This window comes from Pseudogracilibacillus amylolyticus (SeqCode) (assembly GCF_051918545.1).
Classification (GTDB): domain Bacteria; phylum Bacillota; class Bacilli; order Bacillales; family Amphibacillaceae; genus Pseudogracilibacillus.
In genome coordinates this window covers 1-24,423 of record NZ_JBPPZG010000038.1, presented here as the reverse complement: position 1 = coordinate 24,423, position 24,423 = coordinate 1, and the positions used below count along the sequence as shown (strand labels likewise).

The following is a 24,423-nucleotide window of genomic DNA, read 5'->3' as shown; positions in this document are numbered from 1 at the left end:
AGCGGTGGAGTGGCTTGTTACAAATGGTGTCTTACGCATTCGTGCACATACAGATTCCACAGAACCAACACTCATGACGATGGAAGCTATTTTAAAGCTGAAAGAAGATATGTAAGATTAAATTTTAAATGATAATTCTCTTATAGGAAAATCGTGACCAATTCCATCTTCCTACAAGGGGAATGGTCACGATTAATCTCTAATCGTGACCACTTTTAATCTACAATTGGCAAAATGGGCATGATTCACTCTTAATTGTGACCGTTTTTGCTACTATCTAACGAAAATAGGCACATTTAACTGCTAATCGTGACCGTTTCTTCTACTCTCCAACGAAAATGGGCACATTTAACTAATAATCGTGACCGCACTCGATTCCCTGGACGCCTTAGGGGAACAATTAATATAAATTCTTCCATGATTAAGGATCGTTAACCCTTCTACTGTAATTTTCTGATTAAGGATAGCGAATTTGTATTAAAAATATAGAAACTTCACCAACTCCTAAACGGCAATGACCCCGGATCATTATTGACCACAATCTGATATATCGGTACTGCATAAGCGATGACGGAAAGAGCAATTGATACTCCGATCCAGACCGACCATCTTTCGAGTATCGGTGGTGGATCTTCTGCTTTTTCTCGAATTACACCAATTGGATATTCGATCGTTTTTTCTGACTTTGGAGCAAAAAACAACAGTTTAATCCAAATGTAAAGCAATAACACGATTGCAATAAAGAGAATCACTCCACCTACTCCAATAACTTGCCCATATGAGAGCCATGACAATGCAAGATCATGATCTCCATATGTGGAATGGGCGGTTCTTCTTGGCGCACCTTTTAATCCAGCAAAATGCATGACGATAGCCATTAATATCATCCCAATGCTCCAAAGGATAGTTTGAATAATCGCTAATCGATTCAACCGCTTGGTAAAAACACGTTTTGTTAACACCGGGATAAGCCAGTAAGATACGGCGAAAAATGTCAATATGACAGCAGAGCCAACCGTAATATGAAAGTGGCCAGTAACAAACCATGTATTATGTACCATCTGGTTTAATTGGTAACTTGAGTTAATAATACCTCCTGCACCACCTGGTATAAAAAATATCATTCCTACAAATGCAGTTATAAATCTGGCATCTTTCCAAGGAAGTTTTGTTAACCAGCCGAATAAACCTTTTCCTCCTCGTGATCTGCCTGCAAGTTCAAATGTAGCAACGATAGAAAAAGCTGTAATTAAGGATGGTACGACAACCATCATCGTTAAAACAACTTGTAGGAATTTCCAAAATGATTCCACTCCCGGTTCTGTTAACTGATGATGCAGTCCGACTGGAACGGAAAACAAAATCAACAAGATAAAGGTAAGACGTGGCAAAGAATTACTGAAAATTTTCCCTCCAACAATTTGGGGAATATTCACATACCAATAAATATAAGCCGGCAAAAGCCAGAAGTAGACTAGCGCATGACCAAAATACCAAAATAAAGTCCTCGTTAATGTAACATCCACTCGTGGTACCCAGCCAAACGCCCACGGTATAATTAAAAATACAATAGAAACAGCTACAGCAAGACTTGCATGAATCCACAAAATTAATGTTGCAACCGTCATATATGCAAATAATGGTGAAGGCTGTCCTTTGTTATTTTTCCTCCAACGTATGTAAGCAGCAAACATACCTGCTGATGAGATCCAACTTCCAACTATTAAAAGGGCTAGACCAATATAAAACCAAGGAGATGCTTGCATTGGTGTATAAAATGTATACAGCACTGTACCTTCATTAGCCAAAATAAGAATCGTCGCAATAATCGTTCCAATAGCCATTAGATAAAAACCGATCCATCCTAAGGTTCTAACACCAGAAGTAAGCTTTCCATTTAAGGTGCGTGTAATCCCAGAAAAAAGATATCCCATGATAAAAAACGTGGTAAAAACAAGGACGAGTAGAACCCCGTGTGCGGTCAACAATTGATAGTAAGTCAACCAATTTGGGAGGGTAATCCAACCGCTTCGCTGCATTATTTGTAATAGTCCAGCAAGGCCTCCAAGAAAAATTGCAATGATCCCAAACCAAATATAAGCCATCATCATATTGGCATCTTTTTTCTCAAAGTCAAAATCAGTCAATACATTACCATGCTCATCTTTTTCTACTGCTATATCACTCATGGTTAAAACTCCCTTCTAAACATCTTCCACAATAATTTTTCCATACATCACTTCATGACCGATTCCACAATATTCATGACATAAAAATAGATACTCCCCAGGTTCATGAAAGGTTTGTGAATATTCTGCGACATGTCCTGGAACAAGCATTAGATTCGTTGGAGTACCAGGTATGTGAAACCCATGAACAACATCTTTTGTCGTTACCTCAAAATGAACTGTCGAACCGACTGGTACTGTAATTGTGTTTGGGTCATAACCGAACACAAAAGAAAGAATAGTCGCTTTATATTCATTAGGTCCGATTTGTTCCACACCCGGATTATCAAACGGCGCTTGTGCCTCGACTTTGTCTGGCTCAATCGTTGTCTGCATCCCATCAGGTGGATTCAATCCCATCCCAACCGCCATCACACCTGTGATAATTAAAAATAAAACGAGCGATCCAGAGCCAATCGCCAGCCATATTTTTTCAAGTTTAGGCATATTAAACATAACTCCTTCATTAAAGTGTTGTAATATAGTAATAGAAAATTCCAAGCCATGACAACAAGATAAAAGCCCCAATAAAAATAACAGTAACAAACGTACCTTTTAATCTTTCGTCATATTGTTCTGCAGATGATTTTTCATCATTTTGTTTACTCAATTTATCTCCCTCTCTCATACATAAATACAATTGGTAGTATGTGTAAAAAAAACCCTAATATTCACATTTTTTTAATAAGCGTCCTTCAATTTAATCGTTCTAACTTACTCGCGCTTTCACGCCGCCTTGATCACTGAGTAATTTTCGCAATAAAAAAACGACCCTTAAAGGATCGCTTCATGAGCATCTCATATTCTTACTCGCTTTAATCGTAACGAATTAAGAACTACCGAGATGGAGCTAAATGCCATTGCCGCTCCTGCCAGCCAAGGAACTAATATCCCAAACATCGCAAACGGAATCATTGTCACATTATACAAAAATGCCCAAACAAAATTTTGTTTAATATTGATCATCGTTTTTTTACTTATTTGAATGGCGTCTACTAATCGATTCAAATCTCCCTGTATAATCGTTACATCCCCAGATTCAATTGCAACATCTGAACCTGTTCCCAGTGCTACGCCGACATGACTTACCGCTAAGGCCGGTGCATCATTTATCCCGTCCCCTACCATGACAACATGGTGCCCTTTTTTCTTTAACTTCTCTACAATTTTCGCTTTATCATTCGGCGTACACCCTGTATATACTTTTTTAATTCCTACTTTTCGGGCAACTGCTAACCCTGCTCTTTTATGATCACCCGTTAACAAAATAATTGGATATCCTAGTTGTTTTAACCGCTTCACCGCTTGAATTGAACTTGACTTTATTTCGTCAAATACACCGATTATCCCAGCAAAACTCCCGTCCACATACACTACCATTACCGTTTTTCCAGCATTTTTCAGTAACTCCTCCTGTTTCAAGGCTTTTTTAGGCAGAGAAAAACCATTCTGTTCAAAGTAAGTCGAACTTGCAATGACTACCTTTTGTCCATGAACAACTGCTTTTATTCCATATCCCGGTATATTTTCGACGTGCTTAGCCTCTTGAAAAATATCCACGTGCGAGCTTGCTTTATTAACTATTGCCCTTGCTACTGGATGATCTAACGTACGTTCTACTGCTCCAATGTATTGCATAAATTTCTTTGATTCCATCTTTTCAATAAAAATATCTGTAACTTTTGGAACACCTTCTGTAACGGTTCCCGTCTTATCTAGTACGATATAATTACCTTTTCCAAGCAGTTCTAAAAATTTACCTTCCTTAAATAAAATTCCATGCTGTGCAGCTCGTCCACTTCCGACCATAATCGAAGTCGGAGTTGCCAATCCTAAAGCACATGGGCATGCGATAATCAGAACCGCAATGACTTTGCCTAAAGCACCATTAAAATGTCCTGGCTGAAACACAAAATACCAAGCAATAAACGTTACAACAGCGATCATGATAACAATCGGTACAAATACTCCTGTAATTTTATCGGCAATATGTTGGATCGGCGCTTTCGAACTTTGCGCTTCTTCTACGACAGAAATAATAGTTGATAATGCAGTTTCGGATTCTTTTTTCGTTACTTTTACTTTCAAAAGCCCATTTTGATTGATCGTTCCCGCATAAACCGCCGTGCCAATATTTTTTTCAATTGGAATACTTTCCCCTGTTAGCATCGCTTCATCAATCATGGAATACCCTTCAATAACTTGTCCATCAATCGGTACTTTCTCCCCTGGCTTAATAATCACTGTATCACCGGGGACAAGCTCCTTTACACTGACTAATATTTCCTTCCCCTCTAGATATAAATTCGCCTCTTTCGTTTGAACCTCATACAATTTTTTCAATGCTTCCGTAGTTCGAAGCTTCGTTTTCGCTTCTAAAAACCTTCCTAATAAAATAAATGTAATGATAAAGGCACTCGTCTCATAAAACAACATCGCTGATTCCGTTACATATAAAAAATCAGGTGTAGTAAATGTTACGTAATGACTGTAAAAAAATGCAGCACTCGTACTTAACACAACGAGCACGTCCATGTTCGTACTGCCATTTTTGATTGCTTTCCAAGCGCGATCATAAAATTGAAACCCAATTACAAACTGAATAGGAAAAGTAATGACAAATTGAAAAAAGGGATTTGTCAGTATAGCAGGAATATAAATAAATGCTGTCCATGTAAAATGAGCGAGCATTGCCCAGGCTAAAGGAAAAGTTAATAGAGCCGAAAGGATAAAGTGCCATCTTAACGTTTTTATTTCTTTATTTTTATCATCATTGTCATGTAGTGCTGACTTTCTTGCCTCAAATCCTAACTTATTAATTCGTGAAGTAATGTCAGTTAAGCTTGTCTTATTTTTATCAAAAGTAACGCGCCCTGTCTCTGTTGCAAGGTTTACGTTTATTTCCTCTACACCATCTATTTTGGAAACTACTTTCTCTATCCGATTCACACAAGCCGAACAGTACATCCCCTTTACATCAAGTTGTATCGTTTCTGTTTTCATTTCATTCACCACTTTTTTACGTATTAGTACATCCTATTACTAATAACGTGGGCTTAGAACAATCAGCTACCGACTAAAGGTAGTCATATCAAACCAAAAATTTTTATAGCAAATTTTATTCATATAAGTCTTAATAGAATATAATAGAATATAGTGCATTATGAAAGGAAGTCTGAGCACAAGATGATTGAAGTAGAACTTGAAGAATTAAAAAGCATGGAAAAATGTAGTCCCGAAAAACTTTTAGATATATTAGCAAAGAATCAACAAAGAATTGAACAAAACTATAATTTATACTATGACGAACAACAAGATAATGTCTGGAAAAAGTATTATTATCATGAAATTTCCAAAAATAAATCAGTTGGTGAACCGTTATTTCAGGCATTTCATCAACTCATTACAAAAACACATGAACATAAATATCCGTACTCGATTAGCAAAGATCAATATTTATATACTTGGGTTGATCTCCAGCCAAATGGTCAACTGAAAACTATTTATTCTGGTAAAGAAAGAACACCCGAGCGATTAATCAAAGAAGATTTTGCAATGATTGACCGCCGTATTAAAGAATATCTTGCACTTATTGAAATTCAAGATGTTTTAAAGGATAGATTAGTAGAACATCTCCGCTACATATCTAGTCAACATAAATTCAATACCGAACATGTTGTCCCTCAGTCGTGGTTTCGAGCTAAAGAACCGATGAAAGGAGATTTGCATCATCTATTTGTATGTGAACCAAGATGTAACAGTCTTAGATCCAATTATCCGTATTATGAACATCAAGAGGAGGATCCTTCGAGTAGTTGTGGTTATCATCACTTAAACCGATTTGAACCGAGGTACGGAAAAGGAGCCGTTTCAAGAGCAACCCTTTATTTCATCTTACGTTATCCAAAAAAAATAACGAGGAGATTTCAAAAATATATTGATCTTCCTTTACTTTTAAGCTGGCACGAACAATACAAAGTGACAACATATGAGAAACATCGAAATATGGCAATCTTTGAAATTCAAGGGAATAGAAATCCGTTTATCGATTTTCCCGACTTGACGACCAAAATTTCTTTCCCAAAGAATTAGGATGTCGCATAACAGTAACGCGAAAAGAGCCAAATCCACACTTTGTGATTCGGCTCTTTTTTCAACATTTTTTCTCCAGCTTGCAAGTTACCATTAAACCAATTTTGTGCAATCCTATCATAAAAACACCTGCAAGCATTTGATCATATTTTGTATTAAAAGGAGCTGGTAAAACTTGAATCGTACGATCAGCGGGAAGACATAAATGAGTAGCAACCTCACCTAAAAACGGGTTGTTCATGCTACCAAGTAGTGCACTGATTATAAATATCATACATGCCGGCATAATGTACATACTACTTTGCCAAAGATATTTTTTCCGCTTATCTGTTAAAAATCGATCACGAGGATTTGGTGATGCGATTGGCCAAACCATTCGAAATGATAGTAGAAATAATAAGATAACATACGTTTTCTGCAATCCTGGATAATCGGTAATAACAGATAAAACATTCGGTAAATGATATAGCAGAAAGAGTACTGCAAAGGAAATGAGGGCTAATTTTGGTGTAAGAATCATCGCATTCATTTTTTTCTTAAGAGGAGATGTTTCTACTTTTTCATAAAAGCTTTCTGGTATGCCGAGTAGGATAAGTGGTGGGATAATAAAGAAGAGAAAACTCATTTGAATCATATGTAAACTAAAAGATAAATAACTTAATGCAAGTAACGGACTTCCTATCATAAAGTAAAGTAACCAAATTCCGATCAAAAATAAAATTGGTTGCACAAATTTTGTATTTGGTGACGGATTGCGTTTTACATAAAGTATATACATAGAAGTAAGCAAAATAGTAAGTACAAGGAGAGGAATATTCCATGTTAACTGATCGGCTAAAAGCGCAGTGATCATGTTTTCTTTCCTCCAAAAATGAATATTAACGATCACTTATAAAGATATGTTGCTCTAACTCTGATTATGCCATAAAAATGGAGCATCATTATAAATGCAAAATATAAAAACGCCTCCAAGAAAACTCTTGAATGGCGTTTTATATTTATGGTGATACTAAATTTGGAAGTCCAGTCGATAATGGCGGAAAATAAATAACAATTAAAAGTGCGATAATCATCGTAATAAAAATTGGTATCATTGCTTTTACAATTGATTCAAAGGAAACTTTTCCAACTGTAGAAGCAACGAATAAATTAACACCAAGTGGAGGTGTAACAAATCCAATTGCCAAGTTCATAACAAGAATAACTCCAAAATGAATCGGATCTATTCCTATATTAGTAACAACTGGAAGTAAAATTGGTGTTAAAATAACGATGGCCGAAATGGTGTCAATAAACATTCCAACGACTAATAAAAACAGGTTAATAATCAATATGATTACAATTGGGTTTTCCGAAATACTAACTATAAAATCAGCTACGATAATAGGAATTCGTTCCCTCGTCATTAAGTAAGCAAAAGAAATTGAAAAGCCAATGATGATAACTGTTGCAGCATTAGTTAGTGCTGCAGAAGAGAAACTTTCATAAACCGACTTCCAACTCAATTCCTTGTATACAAAAACGCCAATGAAAAGCGCATAAACAGAGGCAACGGCTGCTGATTCTGTTGGTGAAAATATTCCTGCATAAATCCCTCCTAATATAATTATAGGGATTAGTAGAGCTAGTTTTGCATCATTTAATGCGTTTAAAACATCTTTAAAAGTTGGGACTTCCCCGGTTCCTTGATAGCCATTTTTTTTTGCCGTAACATAAGAAGAAACCATGAGGGCTACTCCTAGAATAATCCCTGGTATGATCCCTGCTAAAAACATTGCCCCAATGGAAACTGTCCCTACCACTCCATACATAACAAATGGAATACTTGGTGGGATTAGCACCCCAATCGATCCAGCCGAGGCAGTAATTGCTGCTGCAAAACCACTGTTATATTTATTTTCTTTCATCGAGGGAATCATGAATGATCCAATTGCTGCTACTGTAGCAGGACCTGATCCAGAAATAGCCGCAAAGAACATACTAGCCAATACAGTCACCATTGCAAGTCCACCAGAAATAAATCCGATTAAAACCTTCGCTAACTTTAGTAATCTTCTTGATATTCCACCTTGACTCATCAAAACTCCCGCCAAAATAAAAAATGGAATTGCCATAAGTGGGAAACTATCAAGTGATGAAAATGCTTTTTGGATAATTACACTTGGTGAAGAATTCGTAGCAAAAACCATGGTAATTAATGATGCGAGTCCGAGAGAAAGCGCAATTGGCACGCCAATAAACATGAAGACAAAAAAGGCTCCAAACAAAATAGCCACTGTCATTTTAGCTCCCCCGTTCCATAAAGGTCATCATTTTTTGAGAATAAAAAATACAATTGCTGAAACAATCGAATAACCATTAATAAACCTCCAATTGGTATTGCTAGGTACGGAATCCACATCGGAACATGTAAAGAAGGGCTTGTTTGACCACTTGCCAAAACATCCAACACGTACTTGCTACCCTCTATTGCTAGAAATGCTGCAAAAACAAACCAACATATGATAGCTAATATATGGAATATCTTTTGTACGATGGAAGGAAACAATTTAACAAAAACATCGACACTTATATGAGATTGTAAACGAACAGCTAAACTCGCACCTATCCATATTTGCCATATATGAAGGTACTGCGAGAGCTCAGATCCCCAACTGAAAGACGATCCTATAAAATATCTGGAAGTAGATTGTACGAACATAATTAGAACCATCATCGCCATTGTAAAAACGAGTATGAATTCCTCAATTCGTTTATCTAGTAGATTTTTAACATCCATATTTTTTCTCCTCACTTATTTATTAAAAAGATAGGTTTGATTGAATAAATAGACTCTACATTTTTATCCAATCAAACCAAATAAATTTTTACATATAAAACCTATTAACATACTTTCGGATTAACATTATTTAGAATAAGAACGTGCAAGCTCCATTAATTCCGTTCCTATATCTTCTTCATATTTATCAAAAATTGGGCCAGCTGCTTCGATAAATTGTTGCTTTTGTTCACTTGTAAGTTCATTAATTTCCATATGTTCTTTAGTAATTGCTAAACCATCTTCATCTTGTTGTCTTGCAATGCCTCTTTGATAGTCCATAGACTCAACTGCTGACTCTTTAACTGCTGTTTGAATATCCTCTGGTAAACTGTTAAAGAACTCTGCATTCATAAATCCAACTGTTGCCGTATAAGCGTGATTCGAAATGGTTAAATAGTCTTGTACTTCATAAAACTTCATTTGATCAATTAAATTAATCGGGTTTTCCATGCCGTCATAGATGTTTTGTTGAAGCGCACTATATAATTCTCCAAAAGCAAAAGGAGAGGCATTCGCTCCATATTCTTTAAATGTATCGATATGAACTTCGTTTTCCATGGTACGAATTTTTAGCCCTTGTAAATCTTCAGGTGTTTCAATTGGTCGATTACTATTTGAAAAATGACGCATTCCAGTTTCTCCATAGGCTAAACCGACTAGTCCAATTTCATGCAGTCCATCTAGCAATGTTTGCCCTAACTCACCATCCAAAGCCTCATAAGCTGTTTCGTGATCAGGAAAAATGAATGGCAAATCAAGTGCTAAAAATCGTTTGTCAAATCCAGCTACTGGAGCTGAGGCAGCTACTGTCATCTCAATATTTCCAGCTTGTGCTGCTTCTATTGCCTCACGTTCAGATGCATATAATTGCCCATTTGGATATAATTCAACAACTACTTCTCCACCTGTTTTTTCTTCAACTAACTCTTTGAATTTTTCCATTCCTAAGTGTGTTGATCCAGTTTCAGGAATTGTGTACGTAACGCCAATTACATATTCACCAGAATTGGTTGATTCACTCTCGCTTGATTCTGCAGATCCTTCTCCTTTATTATTTTCACTTGTAGCTCCTAACGTACACGCACTAATAACAGTCATAATCAATAGTAAACTAAAACCAATTAGTATTTTTCTCATCATTTTGTCCCCTTCTTAAATATACTTTTAGAATACAAACTGTTAATCTGCAACTTCACACCAATCAATAATTGCTAATGCAATAATTTCAGCTGTCTTAAACAACTTATCTAACTCCACATATTCATCGGTAAAATGTGCCATACTTGTCGTTCCAGGTCCGAAAACAATAGATGGGATACCCCCAACTTGGGTAAGTAATCCACCATCTGTTCCCCATGTAGACCCAGCAATGATTGGCTCTTCCCGTTCAACCTTAACATATTTTTCTTTTAAAATTTCAAGCATTGGATGATCTAGATCACAACCTCCTGGTGGTAGATGAATACCTCCCCATTCGACAGTTGCGGGATGTTGTGTAAACCAGTCATCCAACGCTTTCAAGTAGTCTAACATCGCAATAAATTCCTTTTTTGCCTCCTCAATCGTTTCTCCCGGAGCAACTCCATAACGACCTTGAATCGTCGCTTCTTCTGCAACTGCTGAAGGGAAATACCCACCATTAAATTGACCAATATTAATTGGGATTGGAATTGGATTATTCTTATATAATGGATCTTTTCGCAAAGGGGCATTTCTTTTTTCCTCCAATTTCATAATTTCTTGAAAAACAATCCACCCCTTTTCTATTGCACTTACACCCTCGTACCTTGTCCCACCGTGAGCAGAAATACCTTTTATCGTCACTTTAAACCAGAGGGATCCTTGTTGTTTTGGAAAAATTCTCATCTCACTTGGTTCAGGTATTAACGCTACGTCCGCTTTATATCCTCTTTGGATCGCAGCGAGCGTACCAGCACCACCGGTTTCTTCCTCGATAACGCTTTCATAAATTACATCACCTTTTAATTCAATACCTAAATCAATAATCGTCTCTAGCGCAATTAAAGTCGCCATATTCCCTCCCTTCATATCCGTCGTACCTCTGCCATATAATTTTCCGTCTATCACCTCGCCTGAATAAGGATCATTTGTCCACTTATTTTTGTCTCCAGCAGGTACAACATCAATATGCCCATTTAAAATAAGCGATCTTCCATCTTCTTTTCCTTTTAAAACTCCCACCACATTCGGACTGTTTTCGTAATTGTCCCTTCGTGGATTGAAGTACTTACTTTTCAGTAATTCATCATATTCTGGAATCCATACATCAACTTCTAATCCTTTAGCCTTTAACCGCTCAGCAACGATTGTTTGTGCTCCTAACTCGTTGCCAGACGTACTAGGTTCTTGAATCACTTTTTGGAGAAATCGAATATATTCATTTTTTTTCACACCGATACTTTCTTTTATTTTTTTATGTAAACCCATCAGTCTTCCTCCTAAATACATTCTGCAAAACCACAATATTGAAAGCGCAAACATTTTTAATCGACTGTCGACAATCAACATATTTGCAATTAATATTAGACTATGTTTTTTTAATTGTCAATAAAATTTTTACTTTTTAAATTTATGTTAAGTTACTGTTGACAATTTATTAAATTGATGTCATCTTTAATGCAATCATAAAAACAAGCAAAGGAGCAGAAAAGATGGAGAAAGTGATCGCCTATACAAGAGTATCACAATCTGTTAGAGAAAAATTACAACAGAAATTTGACGTTGAATACTTCGAAAACTATGAATATATCAATCACCCAAAATTTAGAGCAGCCCTTCAGAATGCAATTGGGATAATTGGACTAGAACTGAAAGTAACAAAAGAATTATTAGATTTAGCACCTAAGTTAAAAATAGTCTCCAATATATCTGTCGGGTTCGATAATTTAGACATTGCTTCGCTTTCAAAACGAAAAATAATGGCAACTAATACACCTGGTGTTTTGACAGATACAGTCGCTGATGCTGTGCTTGGAATGATGTTAGCGACAGCTAGAAGAATTCCTGAACTTGATCAATTTGTTAAGAATGGAAAATGGAATGAATATTTAAAGGTGGAAAATTTCGGAACGGATCTTCACCATAAGAAAGTAGGGATTATTGGGATGGGTAGTATTGGACAAGCTATCGCAAAGCGTTGCCATCTTGGCTTTGATATGGATATACTTTACTACAATCGTTCTCGTAAAAAAGAAGTAGAAAATAAATATAACTCAATCTATTGTTCCTTACAGGATTTGTTAACACAAGCGGATTTTATCGTGCTAATGGTTCCTCTTTTACCAGAAACAGAGCGAATAATTGGTGCAGATGAATTTAAGCTCATGAAAAACTCTGCGATTTTCATTAATGCATCACGTGGAAAAAACATTGATGAAAAAGCGTTATATAATGCTCTTTATAACAAGGAAATTTTAGCGGCAGGCATTGACGTATTTGAAAATGAGCCTGTAGATCCAAATAATCCTCTATTAACTTTAGATAATCTAGTGACTCTCCCTCATCTCGGAGCAGCAACAGTAGAAAATGAATTAGCAATGTCAAGATTAGCCGCAAAAAATTTGGTTGCTGGATTAAACGGAGAAATTCCACCTAATTTAATTAATAGTGAGATTTTCTATTCAAATACGAATAACCATTAATAATCTTACTTGTACTACCAAATTCTAATAAGTTATGCAATATAGAGTAGTTTAAATTTTTAAACATTGAATTGATTTATTTTCTTTTATGTAATTGACATATAATAGAAGTCCATCTATACTAAGTTTAAACTGTCGACAATCGACTTTTAAAAGTGATTTTGAAAAGAAAGGAGTGTGAGAGGCGCATGAATCAAACAATCCCAAAAGTGTCACTAGGGGAACTTATAGCAGATCAGCTGAGGAGGAGTATCTGGAATCGTGAAATTCAATTTGGCGAAAGACTAATTGAAAGTGATTTGTCTGAAAAATTTGACGTTAGTAGAAATGCAATTAGAGATGCTCTAAAAATTCTTGAATATGAAGAAATGGTCGTAAGTAAACCAAGAAAAGGGACGTATGTTTCCCAATTTTCTAAGCAGGATTGGCAAGAAATCATAGAACTTCGATCTATTGTTGAATCTTACGCTTTTGTAAAAGCGCTTCCATCCCTTGGTGAGAAGGAACTTCAAAATTTAGAGTCTATTCTAAAAGAAATGGAAGAAAAAACGAAAAATAAAAATTGGAGTGACTTATTTGACCTCGATATGAAATTTCATAGTTATGTAATAAACTTATCTGGTAATTCTCGAGTAATTAAGTTATATGACTCCATTCAAGTGCAAATTAGAACTTTTCTCTTGTACCTTGATAAGTATTACTCTAGCCATCAAGCGTTTTATAAAGAGCAAAAAGAATTATTTGAAGCTCTATTAACAAACGACCCTAAAATTGTGGATGAAAAAATTCGAACTCATATCGAATATGTAGAAGGACAGTTTTTAGGTTAATTACATGTAAATTTTGTAAAGTTGAGGTGGAATGAATGCAAAATCTATTGTACATCGATGGGAATTGGACTGGAGAAAATTTAAAGAAAATTCCGGTCTACAATCCCGCTACTGGAGATCTCGTATCCGAGGTTCCAAAAGGAGGAAAACAAGAAGCGCGTACTGCCGTTGAAGCGGCTAATCATGCTTTTGAATCATGGTCTGACACTACTGCATATGAGCGGGCTACTTTACTTAAAAAATACTTTAATTTAATTATCGCCCACGAAGAAGAGTTAGCAGAATTAATGACGAAAGAAATGGGAAAGCCATTAAATGAAGCAAAAGGTGAAGTTCATTATGCAGCAAATTATATTGAATGGTACGCCGAACAGGCGAAACGGATTTACGGTGAAACGATTCCTACTCACGATAAAAACAAACGACTGCAAGTATGGAAAAAGCCGGTTGGAGTTGTTGCTGCTATTACACCTTGGAACTTCCCCGCAGCTATGTTAACAAGAAAAATGGGGCCAGCTTTAGCTGCTGGATGTACAGTCGTCGTAAAGCCTTCAAGTGAGACACCTTTAACAGCAATTAAACTCGTTGAATTGGCTGAAGAAGCAGGATTCCCAAAAGGTGTTATTAATATTGTTACTGGATCTTCCAGTGAAATTGGTGGTGTCTTTTTAACAGACTCACGCGTAAGAAAAGTAACTTTTACAGGTTCTACAGAAGTTGGGAAAGTCTTGATGCGCCAAGGTGCTGATACAGTGAAAAAACTCAGCCTTGAGCTTGGTGGGCATGCTCCGATGATCGTTCTTAATGATGCAAATATTGAAACAGCTGTTCAGGGAGTGATGGCTTCAAAATTTAGAAATGGTGGACAGACTTGTGTTTGTGTCAATCGAGTATATGTACAATCCGAAATATATGATGAGTTCGTTGAAGCCTTTGCTGCTCGCGTTAAAGAACTTAAAGTTGGAAATGGAATGGAAAGTGGTGTTGACATCGGCCCATTAATAAATCAGGCTAGTATCGAAAAAGTTGCAGAGCATGTCGAAGATGCAGTGAAAAATGGCGCGACAGTCGTTGTAGGTGGCCAGCAGCCAGAAGAAAATGGAAATTACTACTTACCAACGGTTATTAAAGATGCAACAGAAGATATGTTAATCATGCAGGAAGAAACATTCGGCCCAGTTGCTCCGATCCAAAAGTTTGAAGACATTGAAGAAGCTATTAATCTAGCAAATGATACACCTTATGGATTAGCTGCATATGTTTTTACAGAAAATGTTTCACAAGGTACGAAAGTTATTGAAAAATTGGATTATGGAATCATCGGCTGGAACGATGGTGCCCCTTCTGCTGTACAAGCGCCATTTGGTGGTATGAAAGAAAGTGGACTTGGACGTGAAGGTGGACATCAAGGGATTGATGATTTTCTAGAAATGCAATATGTATCAATTGGTATTTAATTATTCTGTTTTGCGGAGGTTTTTATGAAAAATTTACAAATCGCACTTATACCAGGAGACGGAATTGGACCTGAAGTAGTGGATGAAGGAGTAAAAGTATTAAAAGCTATTGAAAAACTCGACCCGAATCTAGCTTTTTCCTTTGAAGAATTCCCTTGGGGTTGTGAATATTATTTGGAACACGGCAAAATGATGGATGAGGATGGTATTGAAAAATTAAAAACATTCGATGCGATTTATCTTGGAGCTGTTGGATATCCTGGTGTGCCAGATCATATTTCTTTGTGGGATCTCCTTTTACGAATTCGTAAAGAGTTTGATCTTTATGTCAATATCAGACCGATTACGTTATTAAATGAAAGGCTTACCCCATTAAAAGATAAAACGAAAGAAGATATTGATTTTCTCGTCATCAGAGAAAATAGTGAAGGGGAATATGCAGGAGCCGGTGATTGGTTGTTCAAAGGAAGAGCCGAAGAAGTCGTGCTTCAAACAGGTGTTTTTTCTCGGAAAGGTACGGAACGGATCATTCGATATGCATATGAAGAAGCGCGCAAACAAATGAAAACATTAACAAGCATTAGTAAAGGAAATGCATTAAATTATTCAATGGTCTTTTGGGATGAAGTTTTTGAAGAAGTCGGAAAAGAGTATCCGGACGTGGAAACTTATTCGTACCTTGTTGATGCAGCAAGTCTTTATTTCGTCTCTAATCCTGAACGATTTGAAATCATCGTAACTTCAAATTTGTTTGGAGATATTTTAACAGACATAGGCGCAGCTATTACAGGAGGAATGGGACTTGCAACCGGGGCAAATGTCAATCCAGAAAGAAAGTATCCTTCTATGTTTGAGCCTGTTCACGGTTCTGCTCCTGATATTGCGGGAAAAGGCATTGCAAATCCTTTAGCAGCACTTTGGTCTGTCAGCCAAATGATGGACTTTTTCAAGGAGGAAGAATGGGGAAAAGTTATCCTTGATACAATTATAGAAATTTTAAATGAAACAGAGAAATTAACCCCTGACTTAGGTGGGAAGGCTTCAACAGCTGAAGTCGGAGATTACTTTATTGAACTACTAAAAGAAAAGGCTGAAAAAGAACAAATAAGTGCTAAATAGTATTAAAATACTTGGCTTATTGCCAAACCTTAGTTGTACTTATGCGAATCAAGAAAGTATCATACTTTCTGCTAAAAACATTTTAGGAGGAAAACCTAGTGACTATGATAAAAAACCAAAGTTTACAAGATGAATTGGTAGAATTAGATAAGAAACATTTTATTCACCCGACATCGAATATGAAAAATCTCCAAGAAGAAGGTCCAGCCTTTATTTTTACCGAAGGCAATGGGATTTATCTTAAAGACGTACAAGGTAGAAAATTAATGGATAGCCTCTCTTCTCTTTGGAATGTAAATATAGGACATGGTCGTAAAGAACTTGCCGAAGTAGCCAAAGAACAAATGGAAAAGCTCGCATTTACATCCACTTTTAATAACTGGAGTCATGAGCCAGTAATTCGGCTCGCTGCGGAAATTGCAAAATGGACACCTGGAGATTTAAACGCTACCTTTTTTACTTCTGGCGGTTCAGAATCAAATGATACCGCATTTAAAACAGTTCGTCATTATTGGAAAATTAAAGGCCAACCAGAAAAAAAGAAAATTATTTCAAGAAAACTTTCGTATCACGGAGTAGCAATGGGAGCAACGAGCGCTACTGGGATTGAGCAGTTCCATACGTTTACAACATCGATCGCACCAGATTTTCACTACGTTGATAATTCTATAGATGCTTTGAAAGAACTAATTGAAAAAGAAGGTGCTGACACGATTGCAGCATATATCTCTGAACCTGTTCAAGGGTCTGGAGGAGTGAATTTACCACCAGAAGGATATTTCCAGGAAGTACGGAGAATTTGTGATGAAAATGATATCTTATTTATTGCGGATGAAGTTATTTGCGGATTTGGACGTATAGGGACTAATTTTGGAATCGAACAGTTCGGTGTTACACCTGACATTATTACAATGGCAAAAGGTGTTACTAGCGGATACGCACCATTAGGCGGAATGATCATTTCTGAAAGACTTCATAATGAAATCATTGAAAAAACGGAAGGAAACTTCTGGCATGGATACACGTACAGTGGCCACCCAACTGCAGCTGCCGTCGCTTTAAAGAACTTAGAAATTATTAAAGATGAAAACTTAATTGATCATGTAAATGTCATCGGTAAGCAAATGCTAGAAGGTTTTCAGTGGATTAAGGAACAAAATGATAATGTTGATAATGTTCGTGGTATTGGTTTATTAGGGGCAATCGGATTAGAAAAAGCATCAAAATCTGCTGATCCAATCGGACCTAAAGTAGTTGCAAAAGCTCTTGAAAAAGGACTTATTTGCCGTTCCGTAGTTTATGATGGCCAAGACACTTTAGCTTTTGCACCCCCGTTCCCAATCACGACAGAACAAATGGATGACATGATTATGATCGTCAATGAATCAATTAAAGCGATAAAATAGTATGAGCACAGGTTGGCTTTGATGCCAACCTGTTTTTAAATCTATTATTCATCCGTAAAATGTCTTTAGACGCTTTAATTTCTGTTCCTGTATCTTTTCCAGGGTCGATAAATTCAACTGCCAGCGTTCCAATTACTTATTTAAACCATCGTGCCTTGCCCACAAAAGAGAAGCAGGTGATAAAGAACGCCAAGCGAATTATTGTGAAGTTCATAGATCCCTTCTCCTAAATCCTTTATAACACTGTAAATACCAAACCCGGTTTCTTTATACGTATTTATATCTTCAAACATTCTTACCTTATTAGTCTCGACATACAGAAAATGTATGTACCCTACATAAAAATTTTCTTAACTTCCTAACTCAAGTTTAAATGTTTTATTTGTTGAATTTCTCGCCTAATATTGGTGCAATTTGACCAATGTCTTCTACTGAATATCCAAATGATTTTAATTGAGACTCAATTACAATTAATTCCAATACATCATAATATGCAAAATTACCTAATTTAAGATAGCCATTTAAAACTCTAGATAACAAAGTAGTTTTTCTATTTCCTTATCATAATTAGTTACTTTATGATTAATTTCTAATAACATAGTATCCTCATCAGCTGCAGGTTCGTAACCAACTATGATTTTTGGAATGTCATAGTTTTTTTTCAAATAAACTAAAAAGCGAACTATTTTTTTCAACCTTAACTTGTTATCATCCGCCCCATCTTTTAATATTTCATTTTCAGGAAAGTTAAATACAATGTCACCATCTTGTTCATCAAACGAGAAAACTATTACTACATTTTTTAAAGGAATACCTAACTGCAATTCTTCTATAAATATATTTCCCGTTCCTTTCGGTGATAAAATCCCTTCAATATTTTTCACTTGAGAAAAATCCAAATCTTTTTCTGAAATATTATCAAAAAAATGTGATGACTTAAGTTTTAATGTAGATAATTTAAGTTCGTCATAAACTAATTTATTAAGTTCTCTCTTATTAAAATCAGATAATATAATTTCTAAATTTTCCACTATCAACCCACCTTTCTTACTAGTCAATAAATCCCTTAAAAGTTCCATCAAGGTTTAACCGAACTCCACGCCCATCTGGAAGTTTTTTCTCCAAAAATTCTATTCCTTCAGGATTTTTAATTTTTATAAATCCTCCAGGTCCATCCAATATTTCTTCAAGATGTTTCAATGCCATTTGATTTATCTGGTCAGGGTCGCCTTTAACTTTCCCCCAAATGTGTGGATTTCTTCCTGCATGTTTTTGTAAAGCATGCCCTACGACAGTCTCTCCACCCTTTTCAGGGATAGTTGCAGTATCTATTATAGTTTTATTATTAACTTTAACAAAATTCCCCGTACCCTTCCCATCCACTTTAAAATTCATGTTCGTGGAACCTTTTGTCAGTTGTTCTTTTATGCTATTCAGATTATACACATTATATGGCACTGTGCCATAGTCGCCTGCAAATGCTAAATCGTTTTTAGGATAATGGAAAACATTTAATTGACCGGCATTATTTAAATCTTTTGTTTTAATATTACTTATTTTAGATCCTGTTCGCGAAATCCGTAATTCAGCAAGAACCCTTTTGTTCCCAAAACAGTTTCTGCCACTGTTCCAACGGCATATGTGGCTCATCGGGCACGGCTTTCGTTTGTAGTAATCGAGCTCATGCAACTCTTCTATCACTTTTGTAGAATGTTCTCTGCCTTTATTTGCATAATGGCTAACCAAAGTTTCGGCATGAAGGGTTATAAAGCCCGTATATATTCAATGTAACAATATAATTCACCTCTTATGGTGAGCGAGGTATCATAAAGAGATTACAAAGCTTATCTCCACTCAAAAAAATAATAAGTGGTCCATTCGGCACTAGGTAGTCCCCACAAAAAGAAACCTTAAAAGGCATTAGCCAATCAAGGTTTTTTTATTAACTCAAAAAAGTAGGTAACTGTTTTAACCATTCTGCAAAGTTATTTGCTTCTTTATCTATATTAGTTTCTTCATGTGAATAATAGTAAACTCCCGTGTTTGGACACTCATTGGCAAGAAGGCAGAAGTAGTCACCGTTACCTATACTATAAAACGGGATTAATTCTTCCTTCCATCCCCCCTGTTTCATTTCATAGTCATAGGTAAATTCAATAGTGTCATTTCCATTTGTATTACCATTGGAAACATTTAAGGTTTCTCCTGGAAATGAATATTCTGACATTAACTCTATAAAAAATTTAAATTCCGATGGAAATTGACATCCAAACTTTTTTTCGATATTTCCCCAATCACTTGCCGAAGGAATATCTAAATTTCCTAATTCTTTATCTAATATACCATCTAATAAATTTGCAATCTCATCTCTTGTCACTTACTTTTCCTCCTTTTAAATCCCTCCTCCTGTATCCTTCACTACAACGTAAATACCAAACCTCATCCTTTATACGAATTTGTTCAGTAAAACTTAATCTCACTCAAAATAAACCTTGAAAGGCTTATAGCCAATCAAGGTATATGTTTAAGATAACGTTTTTATCTCTGACTATCCCTTTTCCACACACGTTGTCCGGCAGTTAACAAAACTGCACAAGGAGGATCATCATAAAGTGAAACTTCAATTAATGAACCTTTTTCTTGGATTAACCAATTATATAAACCACCTTTATTATTACTAGGATGAGATAAAATTTTATTTACCTTGAATACGGCTGCTTCATATTCTGTATAATTTATATCATCCTCCTCTAATCCATTGTCTGTTTCGAAAACTGTATCTAGTTCACCAATAATCCTTAATCCATTTTCCCATACTAGTATCATGTCACTATCTTTATAATTTATTAATGTTCCTATTAAAGAGTCATAGCCCATATACATCCTCTTTTCTTTTGTTTTTATGGTCTTGATGGCACTATATGAGCACCAGTATTGCGATCATAGTATTTCCCAATTGGTTGACCAAAGTCTACTCTTTCTTTATTACCATTCGGTAGTAATTGACCTTTTCCTGCAAACTTATCAAGCAATTCTTGTGCTGTTTTATTATCGCCATAAAAAATACTCTTGTTTTTTCCGTTTGCTAATTCTTGTTTGTAATTTGGCGTATTAGGAATATGTTTCTCTTGAGCACCCGCCTTTACTTTAACTGGGAATCCATATATTTCTCGGTAGGTCCTTTAGATACTGAATTCTTTCCATAAGTAGATACCCATTACCTATACCCTTCCCATCCACTTTAAAGTTCATATAAACTATCATCTATTAATCTAGTCCTCTTCTTAACTTTACCATTATTTTTTATCGCCATTCCATGGATGCACTCTGAAATAAATAGCATAAACGATGATCCAAACAAAAATCCACACTCCATATTTAACACTCATGTGGAGATTTGGGAATAAAACCTCTGCCAATACCCACGCAAGCAAACTAGTCAAGAAAAATCGTATAAACCGAGCGGGAATACTAGCAAGCAAAAAAGAAATGAATCCAATCCCAACTTTTGGTGCTATGACAGCGTATGCCTTATAAGGAATTCCTCGAATCGGTCCTAGCACCATCGCAAGCAAGCCACGCTGCTCCAAACTAGTTCTAACATTTCGCATCATTTTTTCCCCAATAGCAGGGACTCCTAAAACAAAGCGATACGCTTGTTCGTCGCGATTTACTGCCCAAAAATACATCACACTTCCACCTAGCAAAGCTCCTGCTAAAGCAATTAAACTCGCATCAAGCCCAGCACGGAAGCCATGAATTGCAAGGAGGGTTATAATAACATCCGGAATAATGAAAAAGAAGGTCGCTTCCGCTAGTCCCCACAAAAACGCTAAAATTAGTCCAATTAATATTAATCCCATTTTGGAAAACTCCCTTCCGCTGCAAGTCCATTCATTTTTTCTTCAAGTTTATTCATAAATTCTCGCTTATTACTTTTCCATTTAAAAGGTTCTCCTATAAAAACATCACAGAAAAATGGAACGAAAACCCGTTCTCCCTTAGGAAGCGATTTCCCCAATCCATGCATAAACACTGGATAAATTGGTACATCTGGACGTTCTTTGAGTAAATAAAATATACCCGATTTTAACTTTGCCACTTGTTCTGGTTCTCCACGTGATCCTTCTGGAAACAAAATAACAATATGATTTTGATCTAGCGCATCATAGACGCCCTTAAACAATCCTTCACGACGTTTCGGCTTCCGATCAAGCGGGATAATATGAATAATATTTAGTGCAAACCAAGCGATAAATTTATTTTTTAAAAAATAATCAGCAGCAGCAATCGAGCGAATCTGATGAATTTTTCGTCCCTGGAAAAGCGTCATCAATACGAGTGTATCTAAATGACTATTATGATTTGCCACGATGACAGCAGGCCCTTTTTCAGGCAAATTCTCTAATCGACGCACATTTAAACCGAGAATAATTGTAATAAATGGCCGGATAATAAGTGTAAAAAACAACCACCTAACAATCATTAATTTGTAGCTCCTTTATGTAAAATAAAAATAGCGAATGAAATGAAAAAATAACGGCGCCGTATATGTTAAACTGTCCACCCGGTCCAAAATACCACCATGACCTGGTATGGTTTGTCCTGTATCTTTGATTCCCAAATCTCTTTTTAAAGAGGAAATATTTACATCTCCAATAAAACCGGTCAAGCCGATTAAAAATCCAGTAAATAACGTTGCAGGCAGCGTTAATGGAGTCAGGAGCGGAGCAAGCAATAGCGCGAGCCCAGTAGTAGTTAAAACCCCACCAATTAACCCTTCCCACGTTTTATTTGGGCTCACCTTAGGAATAACTTTATGTTTTCCAAACATTTTCCCCCAAATAAATTGCGCCACATCATTGCACTGGGTCAAGATAACAATATAAAGTACGAGCCCAGCCCCGGCAGCCGCATTTGTACCAGACGTCCCGGGAAGCACAAGTAAATATGCAAGATGACTAAGTCCAAAAACCATAATCATCAATCCCCAATGAACGGAACCCATTGTCCGTAAAAAACCTTTATTCTCCCCAATTAAAATCATTTGTATCGGCAAAAATAAAAACATATATACTGGAATGAATATGATAAACATCCCGTACCAGCCTATATAAATCCAGAAAAACTGAATCGGAATAGCGAGATACGCCCAAAATAAAATTTTTCGATGTGCCCTATTTGTCGGAATAAGCGACAAATATTCTTTAAATGCAAGAAAACATAAAAATGCCAAAAAAATGAGAGAAACATTATGATTAATTAGTATTGCAAACGTAAAAACAAACGCCATGACCCACCATGACTTGATTCTTGCATTCACTTCGGTAAAATCCTTGTCCCGCTTCACTTTTGTTAATATAAAAGCAATGATACTGGATAAAACTAATAGACCTAAAATACCGAGTAATACAACACCAACATCTTTAGAAACTCCATCAAACGGCAATTAATTCACCTCCTTTAGTGCTCTCTTGATTCGGGTGAAAATATTAATAATAATCAGACAAACCATGATGGCAAGAATGACCGTCACCCAAAATCCTAGTAAAAATTCAAACGCACCAAAAATGGCCAATACCCCAAACATAAATGCCCGATCACTCTTCCCCATTGGACCATCATATCGACGGCTTGTTCCAATAACTTCTCCCATCACTCCCGCCATCTCACTAATTATCGAGACAATTACGATCAGTACGATAAGGGGAGCAGAAAACCCCGAAATAAATGCAAATGGTAGAAATAAACACGCATCGGAAACTACATCACCTAACTCATTTAAAACATTACCAAGCCTTGTCTTCATATCATGTTCTTTTGCCAACATCCCATCAATCGCATTTAAAGCCATTCGAACAAACATCACCACTGGAACAATTAACAATATATATGTATTTTCATTAAAAAATAGTAATATAAGTCCTGTGCTTACCGATAGAAAAATCGCTGCAACTGTTACCTGATTAGGTGTTATTCCTATCTTTGCTATCCGATTTACAATCGGTCGTAATAAATTCTGAAATTGCGGCTTTATATCATAAATGCTCGCCATCCCTATCCCTCCTGTTGTATAAACTGATCACATTAGTTTTTGGGCAGCATATGTTTTAAGATCATATGAAAATATAAATTTAAGGACTTTTGTTTCCAAGTTTCCTATTTTAAGAGACAGTAACTCCCTACACTTCACACTTCTCTATTTAATTATCATTCAGGTAATCATTCTTTTCAACGAATAATCCATCTTTTTACATATTTGATTCTTTCCTCCTAGATGAACGGAAATTATCCTCTTTTTTAACAAACAAAAAAACCCCGAAAGACCTAGTCTCGCGGGGGGAGAAAATAACCAATTTGCCTATTATAGTATCAAAGACTTCTTTCAGCTTACCGTCAATTATTAGTGTAAGCCCTTCTACCTGTTCCTCACTTCCCTTTTTACCGAACATATCTTTCATTATAGTAAAGGTGTCTTCTTTATTCATTGTTACTCTCCTTGTAAAAATAAATTGTCACCATTGACTACCCAGTAACGATAGTCATCAGGAATGCGTCCCATAAATTGCTCATACTTCCCTAGCCATCCATTCGGTACATATAGTTCATAAGATGCAGGCTCAGGATAGTAGGATATCAACTCCTTATCATCAAAATCCACGTATAGAGAAGGTAACATATCAGAAATATGACTATACGTGTAAACTAGCACATTATTCCAGGTTATCTATTTCAAATTAATTCAGCTGATTATCTGGAGTAATGTGCTATTATTTTCACTTTATTTCATATGTGAAAAAGAATATTC

General features: G+C 36.1%; 27 protein-coding genes and 1 pseudogene. 6 read left to right on the top strand and 22 right to left on the bottom strand.

What is annotated here, in order from left to right; genetic code table 11:
* Positions 1-494: 494 nt before the first annotated feature.
* The 4 genes from ACPYKA_RS06545 to ACPYKA_RS06530 all read right to left on the bottom strand — a co-directional run bounded on the left by ACPYKA_RS06545 (position 495) and on the right by ACPYKA_RS06530 (position 5,231).
* Complete coding sequence (locus ACPYKA_RS06545) at positions 495-2,189, bottom strand: b(o/a)3-type cytochrome-c oxidase subunit 1 (RefSeq protein WP_479541556.1); 1,695 nt, start codon at positions 2,187-2,189, stop codon at positions 495-497.
* 15 nt (positions 2,190-2,204) lie between these two features.
* Positions 2,205-2,684, bottom strand: a complete 480-nt coding sequence (locus ACPYKA_RS06540) for a cytochrome c oxidase subunit II (RefSeq protein WP_479541555.1) — start codon at positions 2,682-2,684, stop codon at positions 2,205-2,207.
* A gap of 10 nt (positions 2,685-2,694) precedes the next feature.
* Positions 2,695-2,838 (bottom strand): cytochrome c oxidase subunit 2A, encoded by a 144-nt coding sequence (locus tag ACPYKA_RS06535; RefSeq protein ID WP_479541554.1) that lies wholly within the window; start codon positions 2,836-2,838, stop codon positions 2,695-2,697.
* A gap of 188 nt (positions 2,839-3,026) precedes the next feature.
* Positions 3,027-5,231: a heavy metal translocating P-type ATPase gene (locus ACPYKA_RS06530; RefSeq protein WP_479541553.1), complete on the bottom strand. Its 2,205-nt coding sequence runs from the start codon at positions 5,229-5,231 to the stop codon at positions 3,027-3,029.
* Between the two features lie 183 nt (positions 5,232-5,414).
* On the opposite strand from ACPYKA_RS06530, the gene ACPYKA_RS06525 reads away from it, so the two are divergent.
* Entirely contained in the window at positions 5,415-6,320 is a 906-nt protein-coding gene (locus ACPYKA_RS06525) for an endonuclease I family protein (RefSeq protein ID WP_479541552.1), read from the top strand.
* Positions 6,321-6,381: 61 nt separating this feature from the next.
* Here the strand turns inward: ACPYKA_RS06525 and ACPYKA_RS06520 are convergent, their stop codons facing one another.
* The 5 genes from ACPYKA_RS06520 to ACPYKA_RS06500 form a co-directional block, all read right to left on the bottom strand.
* Positions 6,382-7,173 (bottom strand): cytochrome c oxidase assembly protein, encoded by a 792-nt coding sequence (locus tag ACPYKA_RS06520; protein WP_479541551.1) that lies wholly within the window; start codon positions 7,171-7,173, stop codon positions 6,382-6,384.
* Positions 7,174-7,318: 145 nt separating this feature from the next.
* The gene (locus ACPYKA_RS06515) at positions 7,319-8,602 is read right to left on the bottom strand and encodes a TRAP transporter large permease (protein ID WP_479541550.1); all 1,284 of its coding nucleotides are present in this window, start codon (positions 8,600-8,602) and stop codon (positions 7,319-7,321) included.
* Positions 8,599-9,099: a TRAP transporter small permease gene (locus ACPYKA_RS06510; RefSeq protein ID WP_479541549.1), complete on the bottom strand. Its 501-nt coding sequence runs from the start codon at positions 9,097-9,099 to the stop codon at positions 8,599-8,601. Before ACPYKA_RS06510 ends, ACPYKA_RS06515 begins: the two co-directional genes overlap by 4 nt.
* 126 nt (positions 9,100-9,225) lie before the next feature.
* The gene (locus ACPYKA_RS06505) at positions 9,226-10,281 is read right to left on the bottom strand and encodes a DctP family TRAP transporter solute-binding subunit (protein WP_479541548.1); all 1,056 of its coding nucleotides are present in this window, start codon (positions 10,279-10,281) and stop codon (positions 9,226-9,228) included.
* A gap of 39 nt (positions 10,282-10,320) precedes the next feature.
* On the bottom strand, positions 10,321-11,589 hold the full coding sequence (locus ACPYKA_RS06500; RefSeq protein WP_479541547.1) for a peptidase: 1,269 nt from the start codon (positions 11,587-11,589) through the stop codon (positions 10,321-10,323).
* 224 nt (positions 11,590-11,813) lie between these two features.
* On the opposite strand from ACPYKA_RS06500, the gene ACPYKA_RS06495 reads away from it, so the two are divergent.
* The 5 genes from ACPYKA_RS06495 to ACPYKA_RS06475 all read left to right on the top strand — a co-directional run bounded on the left by ACPYKA_RS06495 (position 11,814) and on the right by ACPYKA_RS06475 (position 17,615).
* On the top strand, positions 11,814-12,803 hold the full coding sequence (locus tag ACPYKA_RS06495) for a 2-hydroxyacid dehydrogenase (protein WP_479541546.1): 990 nt from the start codon (positions 11,814-11,816) through the stop codon (positions 12,801-12,803).
* A 188-nt stretch (positions 12,804-12,991) separates the two neighbouring features.
* Positions 12,992-13,633 carry a GntR family transcriptional regulator gene (locus ACPYKA_RS06490; protein WP_479541545.1) on the top strand — a complete coding sequence of 214 codons (642 nt, stop codon included), beginning with the start codon at positions 12,992-12,994 and terminating at the stop codon, positions 13,631-13,633.
* Positions 13,634-13,668: 35 nt separating this feature from the next.
* Positions 13,669-15,090 carry an NAD-dependent succinate-semialdehyde dehydrogenase gene (locus tag ACPYKA_RS06485; RefSeq protein WP_479541544.1) on the top strand — a complete coding sequence of 474 codons (1,422 nt, stop codon included), beginning with the start codon at positions 13,669-13,671 and terminating at the stop codon, positions 15,088-15,090.
* A gap of 24 nt (positions 15,091-15,114) precedes the next feature.
* Positions 15,115-16,209 (top strand): tartrate dehydrogenase, encoded by a 1,095-nt coding sequence (locus ACPYKA_RS06480; RefSeq protein ID WP_479541543.1) that lies wholly within the window; start codon positions 15,115-15,117, stop codon positions 16,207-16,209.
* A 104-nt stretch (positions 16,210-16,313) separates the two neighbouring features.
* Positions 16,314-17,615 carry an aminotransferase family protein gene (locus ACPYKA_RS06475; RefSeq protein ID WP_479541557.1) on the top strand — a complete coding sequence of 434 codons (1,302 nt, stop codon included), beginning with the start codon at positions 16,314-16,316 and terminating at the stop codon, positions 17,613-17,615.
* Positions 17,616-17,755: 140 nt separating this feature from the next.
* Here the strand turns inward: ACPYKA_RS06475 and ACPYKA_RS06470 are convergent, their stop codons facing one another.
* The 13 genes and pseudogenes from ACPYKA_RS06470 to ACPYKA_RS06410 all read right to left on the bottom strand — a co-directional run bounded on the left by ACPYKA_RS06470 (position 17,756) and on the right by ACPYKA_RS06410 (position 24,327).
* Positions 17,756-17,908 (bottom strand): hypothetical protein, encoded by a 153-nt coding sequence (locus ACPYKA_RS06470; protein WP_479541542.1) that lies wholly within the window; start codon positions 17,906-17,908, stop codon positions 17,756-17,758.
* A gap of 85 nt (positions 17,909-17,993) precedes the next feature.
* Entirely contained in the window at positions 17,994-18,155 is a 162-nt protein-coding gene (locus tag ACPYKA_RS06465; protein ID WP_479541541.1) for a hypothetical protein, read from the bottom strand.
* The gene (locus ACPYKA_RS06460; RefSeq protein WP_479541540.1) at positions 18,137-18,646 is read right to left on the bottom strand and encodes a hypothetical protein; all 510 of its coding nucleotides are present in this window, start codon (positions 18,644-18,646) and stop codon (positions 18,137-18,139) included. Before ACPYKA_RS06460 ends, ACPYKA_RS06465 begins: the two co-directional genes overlap by 19 nt.
* Positions 18,647-18,665: 19 nt before the next feature.
* Positions 18,666-19,010: a hypothetical protein gene (locus ACPYKA_RS06455; RefSeq protein WP_479541539.1), complete on the bottom strand. Its 345-nt coding sequence runs from the start codon at positions 19,008-19,010 to the stop codon at positions 18,666-18,668.
* Between the two features lie 547 nt (positions 19,011-19,557).
* Positions 19,558-19,992: an SMI1/KNR4 family protein gene (locus ACPYKA_RS06450; protein ID WP_479541538.1), complete on the bottom strand. Its 435-nt coding sequence runs from the start codon at positions 19,990-19,992 to the stop codon at positions 19,558-19,560.
* A 161-nt stretch (positions 19,993-20,153) separates the two neighbouring features.
* Complete coding sequence (locus ACPYKA_RS06445; RefSeq protein WP_479541537.1) at positions 20,154-20,492, bottom strand: hypothetical protein; 339 nt, start codon at positions 20,490-20,492, stop codon at positions 20,154-20,156.
* A 23-nt stretch (positions 20,493-20,515) separates the two neighbouring features.
* Positions 20,516-20,829: pseudogene (locus tag ACPYKA_RS06440) on the bottom strand (polymorphic toxin type 50 domain-containing protein); the annotation flags it as partial.
* An 82-nt stretch (positions 20,830-20,911) separates the two neighbouring features.
* Entirely contained in the window at positions 20,912-21,478 is a 567-nt protein-coding gene (locus tag ACPYKA_RS06435) for a hypothetical protein (RefSeq protein ID WP_479541536.1), read from the bottom strand.
* Positions 21,469-22,101, bottom strand: coding sequence for a lysophospholipid acyltransferase family protein (locus tag ACPYKA_RS06430; protein ID WP_479541535.1), 633 nt, complete (start codon positions 22,099-22,101; stop codon positions 21,469-21,471). Before ACPYKA_RS06430 ends, ACPYKA_RS06435 begins: the two co-directional genes overlap by 10 nt.
* A 15-nt stretch (positions 22,102-22,116) precedes the next feature.
* Entirely contained in the window at positions 22,117-23,064 is a 948-nt protein-coding gene (locus tag ACPYKA_RS06425; RefSeq protein WP_479541534.1) for a phosphatidate cytidylyltransferase, read from the bottom strand.
* Positions 23,065-23,670: a CDP-alcohol phosphatidyltransferase family protein gene (locus tag ACPYKA_RS06420; protein ID WP_479541533.1), complete on the bottom strand. Its 606-nt coding sequence runs from the start codon at positions 23,668-23,670 to the stop codon at positions 23,065-23,067.
* Positions 23,671-23,866: 196 nt separating this feature from the next.
* Complete coding sequence (locus ACPYKA_RS06415; protein ID WP_479541532.1) at positions 23,867-24,103, bottom strand: hypothetical protein; 237 nt, start codon at positions 24,101-24,103, stop codon at positions 23,867-23,869.
* A gap of 2 nt (positions 24,104-24,105) precedes the next feature.
* Positions 24,106-24,327 (bottom strand): hypothetical protein, encoded by a 222-nt coding sequence (locus ACPYKA_RS06410; RefSeq protein ID WP_479541531.1) that lies wholly within the window; start codon positions 24,325-24,327, stop codon positions 24,106-24,108.
* Positions 24,328-24,423: the final 96 nt, after the last annotated feature.

Excerpts from the sequence above, each read along its gene's own strand:
- ACPYKA_RS06490 (WP_479541545.1), top strand. The coding sequence starts at position 12,992 with ATGAATCAAACAATCCCAAAAGTGTCACTAGGGGAACTTATAGCAGAT.
- ACPYKA_RS06445 (WP_479541537.1), bottom strand. The coding sequence starts at position 20,492 with ATGGGCTATGACTCTTTAATAGGAACATTAATAAATTATAAAGATAGT.
- ACPYKA_RS06485 (WP_479541544.1), top strand. The coding sequence starts at position 13,669 with ATGCAAAATCTATTGTACATCGATGGGAATTGGACTGGAGAAAATTTA.
- ACPYKA_RS06525 (WP_479541552.1), top strand. The coding sequence starts at position 5,415 with ATGATTGAAGTAGAACTTGAAGAATTAAAAAGCATGGAAAAATGTAGT.
- ACPYKA_RS06420 (WP_479541533.1), bottom strand. The coding sequence starts at position 23,670 with ATGGCGAGCATTTATGATATAAAGCCGCAATTTCAGAATTTATTACGA.
- ACPYKA_RS06480 (WP_479541543.1), top strand. The coding sequence starts at position 15,115 with ATGAAAAATTTACAAATCGCACTTATACCAGGAGACGGAATTGGACCT.
- ACPYKA_RS06495 (WP_479541546.1), top strand. The coding sequence starts at position 11,814 with ATGGAGAAAGTGATCGCCTATACAAGAGTATCACAATCTGTTAGAGAA.
- ACPYKA_RS06455 (WP_479541539.1), bottom strand. The coding sequence starts at position 19,010 with ATGAATTTTAAAGTGGATGGGAAGGGTACGGGGAATTTTGTTAAAGTT.
- ACPYKA_RS06475 (WP_479541557.1), top strand. The coding sequence starts at position 16,314 with ATGATAAAAAACCAAAGTTTACAAGATGAATTGGTAGAATTAGATAAG.
- ACPYKA_RS06430 (WP_479541535.1), bottom strand. The coding sequence starts at position 22,101 with ATGATTGTTAGGTGGTTGTTTTTTACACTTATTATCCGGCCATTTATT.
- ACPYKA_RS06505 (WP_479541548.1), bottom strand. The coding sequence starts at position 10,281 with ATGATGAGAAAAATACTAATTGGTTTTAGTTTACTATTGATTATGACT.
- ACPYKA_RS06435 (WP_479541536.1), bottom strand. The coding sequence starts at position 21,478 with ATGGGATTAATATTAATTGGACTAATTTTAGCGTTTTTGTGGGGACTA.
- ACPYKA_RS06470 (WP_479541542.1), bottom strand. The coding sequence starts at position 17,908 with ATGTTTGAAGATATAAATACGTATAAAGAAACCGGGTTTGGTATTTAC.
- ACPYKA_RS06510 (WP_479541549.1), bottom strand. The coding sequence starts at position 9,099 with ATGGATGTTAAAAATCTACTAGATAAACGAATTGAGGAATTCATACTC.
- ACPYKA_RS06515 (WP_479541550.1), bottom strand. The coding sequence starts at position 8,602 with ATGACAGTGGCTATTTTGTTTGGAGCCTTTTTTGTCTTCATGTTTATT.
- ACPYKA_RS06545 (WP_479541556.1), bottom strand. The coding sequence starts at position 2,189 with ATGAGTGATATAGCAGTAGAAAAAGATGAGCATGGTAATGTATTGACT.
- ACPYKA_RS06520 (WP_479541551.1), bottom strand. The coding sequence starts at position 7,173 with ATGATCACTGCGCTTTTAGCCGATCAGTTAACATGGAATATTCCTCTC.
- ACPYKA_RS06415 (WP_479541532.1), bottom strand. The coding sequence starts at position 24,103 with ATGAATAAAGAAGACACCTTTACTATAATGAAAGATATGTTCGGTAAA.
- ACPYKA_RS06500 (WP_479541547.1), bottom strand. The coding sequence starts at position 11,589 with ATGGGTTTACATAAAAAAATAAAAGAAAGTATCGGTGTGAAAAAAAAT.
- ACPYKA_RS06530 (WP_479541553.1), bottom strand. The coding sequence starts at position 5,231 with ATGAAAACAGAAACGATACAACTTGATGTAAAGGGGATGTACTGTTCG.
- ACPYKA_RS06540 (WP_479541555.1), bottom strand. The coding sequence starts at position 2,684 with ATGTTTAATATGCCTAAACTTGAAAAAATATGGCTGGCGATTGGCTCT.